This window comes from Asaia sp. SF2.1, from assembly GCF_000505765.1.
Classification (GTDB): Bacteria; Pseudomonadota; Alphaproteobacteria; order Acetobacterales; family Acetobacteraceae; genus Asaia; species Asaia bogorensis.
Map to the genome: position 1 here is coordinate 60,860 of NZ_AYXS01000003.1, position 5,543 is coordinate 66,402.

Below are 5,543 nucleotides of genomic sequence, written 5' to 3' on the forward strand. Positions count from 1 at the left end.
GCCGTACTGAACGAGCGCCGATTTCGAAGATGATATCGAAGTGCGCGTTGCCACCGGTGCCCATGATGCCACCGATGCGCTTGACCGTTTGCGGCATCTGTTCCCCATGGATCGCCGCGATATAGCCACGCCCTCTGTCGTAGAGGGGTGTTGAAACCATCGTGCCCACTTCGAGGGTATGTGCTGTGTCTGACATCCTGCGTCTCCTTTATCTCTGCTGGATGCCCTCCCGCTGACGCGAACGACTGGCCGGGGCCAGGGCGGCGCTTGCGCCGTTCACGAGCCACGCGCAGCTTGCGAGCATGGCGACGCCCTGGCGGCGGACTGGCGTTTGTGTCAGCCCCTCTCTCCTCATTGTCTCGCGGGTCGCGTCGTAATGAGGGAGGGTCGATGGAAAGAGGACAAAGAAAAGGGCGATGCCTCTGCGCGGAGACATCGCCCTTGAAAATCGTATCCGGATTGACCATCATCGGAGGTGATCGAGGGGTACCTCGGGAAAAGATAGCCCCTCGATCGGTGCGGAAATACTACTCGAAAAGGCTCTTCAGAGCGGCTGTAACCGCCTGAAGGGCTTTCTTCGTTTTACGAAGAGATTTCGAGAGCCATTTCCTGTCCACCACAATCAAAACGATCACGGAGGACTCTCCTCTGACAATGGGCGCGACACCACGGCCCCGCGGCATCTGACCCGGCTACGAGATATGGGGCCGCGACGGTGCAGAGGTGTGCCCTCTGGATCGTTTCGCCCATGCCCGGCTCGTCAGGCGACCCAAATGTCTGGCTGCGTCAGTATGGAATCTCCCACTCCTCAAGCGGCGGCACTGTTTTTGAGGCAGTAAGATCGCGCGATGCATCGATACCGTGCTCGCTGACATAGTCATGAGCGCTATCGTCTTCCGGATGGGGAACGCGCAATCCGACATAAAAAGGATTGGGGTACCAGACGTCACGGTCGCTGAGCACCCATGCGCAGTCGGTGCGCACCCGTCCTGCCTCTAGGGCGTAGTCGCGATCGGTGAGAGATTCGAAGCTCATCCTGCGTCTCCTTATATTTCTGCTGGATGTACTCCCGCTGACGCGAACGACGGGCCGGGGCCGGGGCGGCGCTCGCGCCGTTCACGGAGCCACGCGCAGCTTGCGAGCATGGCGACGCCCTGGCGGCGGACTGGCGTTTGTGTCAGCCCCCTTTCTTCTTGCGCTTCGGCGTCGGTTTTGGAGCAACCGGCTGAAGTGGTGGCATCCGGATCGAATTCGGTTTCACATCGATCCACATTCTTGGATCCGGAGCAGTTGCGTCGCAGGCGTTCTGTATCGAAAGTGCATCCAGAAAATCGCACCCGTCATCACCCCCGAAGGACGTCCGTTTTACGGACCACCATTTGTCGGGATCCATGGACGGGTTGCATTCTTCCGCATAGACCACGGCATTCTTGCCGGTCATCGCGTCCTTGGGATGATCCTTGCCGTTGGACATGAGGCAGATACCGTCTTCGCCGACCAGCCACAGGCCGGGCGGGATTTTACTGGCATCGATGTCCTCGTCCCATGCCCATTGACGCTCGGGGGCGTCGGGTTTGCGATACTGTGGATCGCAGCGTTGTTCGAAGTTTGCCTGTCGTTGTGCGGCATCGATACTATGCTGCAGAAGTTCGAGAACGCGTGCCCGATCGAAATGGAGTTTCATGGTATTTCCTCAGGAGGGATAGCGGTCGTTGAAGGAGCGGGCGACTGGCGAGCCGGTACGGACCAGCTGCCATGCGGGGTTGGTGCGGCAGGCTCTCAGCGGCAGCGGTTTGTCGTGGCGACCGTCCCAGCTCAGCCCCTCGCAGGGGCCGAGGAGCTTTGCGGCTTGCGCGGCGCGATCGCGGGCGGGGCAGACGCGTTCATTGCCGCCCGCGCTGCGCTGGCAGGGATTTCCGGGCGTGGCGTTGCAGTCGGGACAGGCGAAACGATAGGCCGGATCACCGTCATCCCATTCGTGATGGCAACGGCGGCACGTCACGCTTTCGGACGTGCAGGACCAGCGAACCGGTGTACTGAAAGTCGGGTTTTTTCTGGAAAACAGATCGTAGGTCATCGACAATCTCCTCTTGATTGCCTCCCGCGCGACGGGGCGTCGGTTTTCGGGTCAAGGGCGACGCGCAAGCGTCGGGCGCAGCCTTCCCTTGATGCGAAAAGCAATGTCCCGTCGCCCTCTCTGCTTTATTGGTGGAGCACGCGTGTTGAGTGCCCCTGCCCTTCGGGCTGGGCCTCAGAACGGGATCTCGTCGTCCAGATCTGAACCGGAATTGCCGGTCTCTTGCGGCTGACGCGGCGGCGCGTTACGGGAGGGACGATCATCAAGGCTAAAGCGGCTCTCGTCGCTGTAGCTCTGCGCGTTATCGAGCAGGGTGAGCTCGCCACGGAAGCGATCGAGAACGATCTCTGTGGTGTAGCGCTCCTGGCCGGACTGATCGGTCCATCTGCGCGTCTGAAGCTGGCCTTCGAGAAAGACCTTGCGGCCCTTGCGCAGGAAGCGTTCGGCGACATCGGCAAGGCGTTCGTTGAAGATTACGACGCGATGCCACTCGGTGCGCTCCTTGCGCTCGCCCGAATTACGGTCGTTCCAGCTTTCGCTCGTGGCAACCGTCAGATTGACGATCTTCGCGCCAGACTGGGCGTTACGGACTTCCGGGTCGCGACCGAGATTGCCTACGAGAATGACCTTGTTGACGCTTCCTGACATGAGGGAGTCTCCGTGAATACATGAAGAGAGGATCGTCCCGGCCACCTGGCGCACAGTCGCAGAGATTGCTCTGCCTGCTCGGGATCATATTTCTCTCTTGATGCTTCCCGGGAACCGGGACGGCGCAGCCGGGGCAATCGCGGCGCTCTTGCGCCGGGATCGGCATCGACCCGCAGCCACGCGCAGCTTGCGAGCATGGCGAGGACGCGATGCCGACCCACCGATTGCGCCGGCTGCGCCGTTCTGGTTTCCCCCTCTCCCCTCCCTCTTCTGTCTGGCGGCGTTCCACGGATGCATTCGAGACGGCGGGACGCGACGCCTAGGTCGGCACTATGATCTCGCGCCAACACTTGCCTGCGTGCCACTCTGCGACGCCTTGCAAGGCCCAGTCCGACCCTTCGGGGTGGTATTGGCAGGACAATGCGAGGCCCGGATATTCTTTGCTGATGCGATCACCCAGAAAATAGGTGGGGCCGTCATCAAGGCCAAGCTGGTCGAAGTGCAGCTCCCGCAGACCGCCAGCCGCAACGGCTGGCGCCTCCTCGACCATGAATTGCGCGCGCAGGCGCTCGATATCGGCGGCGCTGCCGATTGCCGTGAAAATATTGAGGCTGCGATTGCCCATCACGCCGCCTCCTGCGCAATTTTGGACACAAGTGCGGCGATATCCCAGTTTTCGGGCAAGTGAAGCGCGAACCAGTGGCGATATTGTTCGGTCAACGGATCTGCTGCGTTGATCCGGTCTGCTGCCTTCTGTGCCTCGGCCTCGGTCGGGTAGATGTCCTCGTCGATCTCCTGATCCAGAGATCCATCCACGACAATCCAATGGCCTGCCTGCGCACCATAGGTCGCAGGATCATCGGCAAGCTGCCATGGCAGGGCATTGCATTTCGATTCCAAGGCGCAAGGGTCTGCCACTGCGGCAGGCGAGCCGGGATAGCAGGTGGTGATTGTGGGCGCGAGCGCGCGTGTCCATTCACAGTACAAACCGAGGTCGGCGCATCGTTCACGTTCGCTCGTCACAAGGTTTATGACGGCTTCATTCAGATCGATGCGGGCGCGATCTGTCATCGTCCATGGATAGATCGGCACAGCAACCACAATCTGCTCGGCAGCATGCACCTCGATTTCAGGCTGGCATTGCGACGGCATGCCGCGACAAATCGGAATGAGCAAAACAGTCTCGGACCACGAGAAGTCGGGACGCATGAGGAAATTCCTTGAAACCTGCCGAAAACCCTTTCTTCGGCTTTCTCTTCGCGGCCGCCGCAGACGCCGGGTCGGGTCAAGGGCCTTGCGCCCTTGATGCGGCCGGTCGGCTGTGGCCCGCCTTTGCCTCGGGTTTTCTGAACTTGCCTATCCCGCAGAACCCGCCCTCCTCCTCAAGAGAGGCGCGATCTGCATTGGCCCTTCGCAAGGGAGGGCCAATGCGCTCGAGGGTCAGACGCAGATGATTTCCACGTGGTCATCGAAATGCTTCCGCCCCGCAGGGGTGGACGCGAAGCTGTCCCGCAAGCGGGTCGACAGGGCTGCGAGACTTGCGTCGGCGGTCGTCTTATCCGGGACGATCTCGATCGAGGCGGTTTCGTCCTCGACAGGGTCGCTGGGCGGTATCACCTCGGGGACAGCCGCATCTGCGTCGTCGCCTGTGACGTCCTCGCCCGGGTCCTTATCTTCGGCATCCGTGTCATCCGTGTCGGTATTATTCCACCGAGCAAGGTGTTTGGCTTCTTCGGCGGCCTGAGCATGCCAGACATCCACGGCCTGCGCGAACCCGGCCTCGGGTGGCACCCAATGACCCTGCCCAACATGGTTGATCAGGCTGGAACGCATGAGCTTACCAGTCGCCTGTTCGGTCAAGCCGAGCGCCTGGACGGCTTTGGTGATACCGGGCTTGGAGTAGGTCTTGAGGAACTCCTCAAAAGCGAGGCTCGGCATATGCGCATCGGCATTGAAGTGAACGCCCAGCAGCTGAGCCGAAAGGCCGCTGCCGGAGTGCATGCTGATCTCGCAATTCGAGATCGATTTCAGCACTGTGATCGCATGCTGGCGGAGCAGATCGGGATCGCGAACGAGCACGCCTTCAGGAAAGAGGGCGCTGCGTGCCCGGGTTCTGGCGTTGTTCGCATAGGCACAATCTCTGGAGCGATCGCCATCAACGCGGATATTGCTGTTCGACAAAGCGAGCAGGAGAGCGCCGACCAGATCCCAGGGATCGACATCGGCAGCCTGCGCATCGAGCGCCTCATCCAGCGCCCGTGTGCGGATCTCGCCGATCATCGTGTTGCCGGTGCCCGAGATATCGGCACGCTCCTTTTTGGCGACGGGAGCAGGCGCGTATGCTTCTGACGTCGAAGACGGTGCGGCGACCTCATATCGCCGGAAGTTCCACTCCTTCACCAGCAGCGTGCGAGGATCAAGCGCGTAAGCCTGCCCTTCTGTCGTATCATCGTAATGGCTCTTCCCGAAGCCATCCGGGAAAAGGGGATAACCGCTCTCATTACACGCGATCCGGATCTTGTCCTCGCCGAGCATGCTATCGATCCATGCGGACTGCGCAGCGGAAAAAGCCGAAGCATTACGCGTATAGCGTTTTTCTTTCTGATCAGCGGGCGCAAAGAGATCTTCTTCCCAGACGATCCCGTGTTCCTTGGCCAGATCGTCGCCGAAACGGGCATCGCGCGCGTAGAATTCGGTATGGGAGAGGGCGTGTGCCAGCTCGTTCCAGTCGAAATCCTGCGCTTCCTCCTGAGTCATACGATACTGGGCAGGGTCAGCGCCATCCTGAACATGCTCGGACCACATTTCACACCACGCA

Annotated in this window: 7 protein-coding genes and 1 pseudogene; all 8 read right to left on the reverse strand. The window is 60.7% G+C overall.

Annotation, left to right across the window (positions count from 1 at the left end; genetic code table 11):
* Window positions 1–196: pseudogene (locus P792_RS37370) on the reverse strand (hypothetical protein); the annotation flags it as partial.
* A gap of 590 nt (window positions 197–786) precedes the next feature.
* Complete coding sequence (locus P792_RS23655) at window positions 787–1,035, reverse strand: hypothetical protein (RefSeq protein WP_023977756.1); 249 nt, start codon at window positions 1,033–1,035, stop codon at window positions 787–789.
* Window positions 1,036–1,177: 142 nt separating this feature from the next.
* Complete coding sequence (locus tag P792_RS23660; protein WP_023977757.1) at window positions 1,178–1,684, reverse strand: DUF3085 domain-containing protein; 507 nt, start codon at window positions 1,682–1,684, stop codon at window positions 1,178–1,180.
* 9 nt (window positions 1,685–1,693) lie between these two features.
* Window positions 1,694–2,077 (reverse strand): hypothetical protein, encoded by a 384-nt coding sequence (locus P792_RS37925; protein WP_023977758.1) that lies wholly within the window; start codon window positions 2,075–2,077, stop codon window positions 1,694–1,696.
* 174 nt (window positions 2,078–2,251) lie between these two features.
* Window positions 2,252–2,725 (reverse strand): single-stranded DNA-binding protein, encoded by a 474-nt coding sequence (gene ssb, locus P792_RS0117940; RefSeq protein WP_023977759.1) that lies wholly within the window; start codon window positions 2,723–2,725, stop codon window positions 2,252–2,254.
* Window positions 2,726–3,044: 319 nt separating this feature from the next.
* A complete protein-coding gene (locus P792_RS23670) occupies window positions 3,045–3,350 on the reverse strand; it encodes a hypothetical protein (RefSeq protein ID WP_023977760.1) in 306 nt (101 codons plus the stop codon).
* Window positions 3,350–3,934, reverse strand: coding sequence for a hypothetical protein (locus P792_RS23675; RefSeq protein WP_023977761.1), 585 nt, complete (start codon window positions 3,932–3,934; stop codon window positions 3,350–3,352). The genes P792_RS23670 and P792_RS23675 overlap by 1 nt, the downstream gene beginning before the upstream one ends.
* 231 nt (window positions 3,935–4,165) lie before the next feature.
* On the reverse strand, window positions 4,166–5,543 hold a 1,378-nt coding region (locus P792_RS36400), incomplete at its 5' end, for a hypothetical protein (protein WP_235075391.1).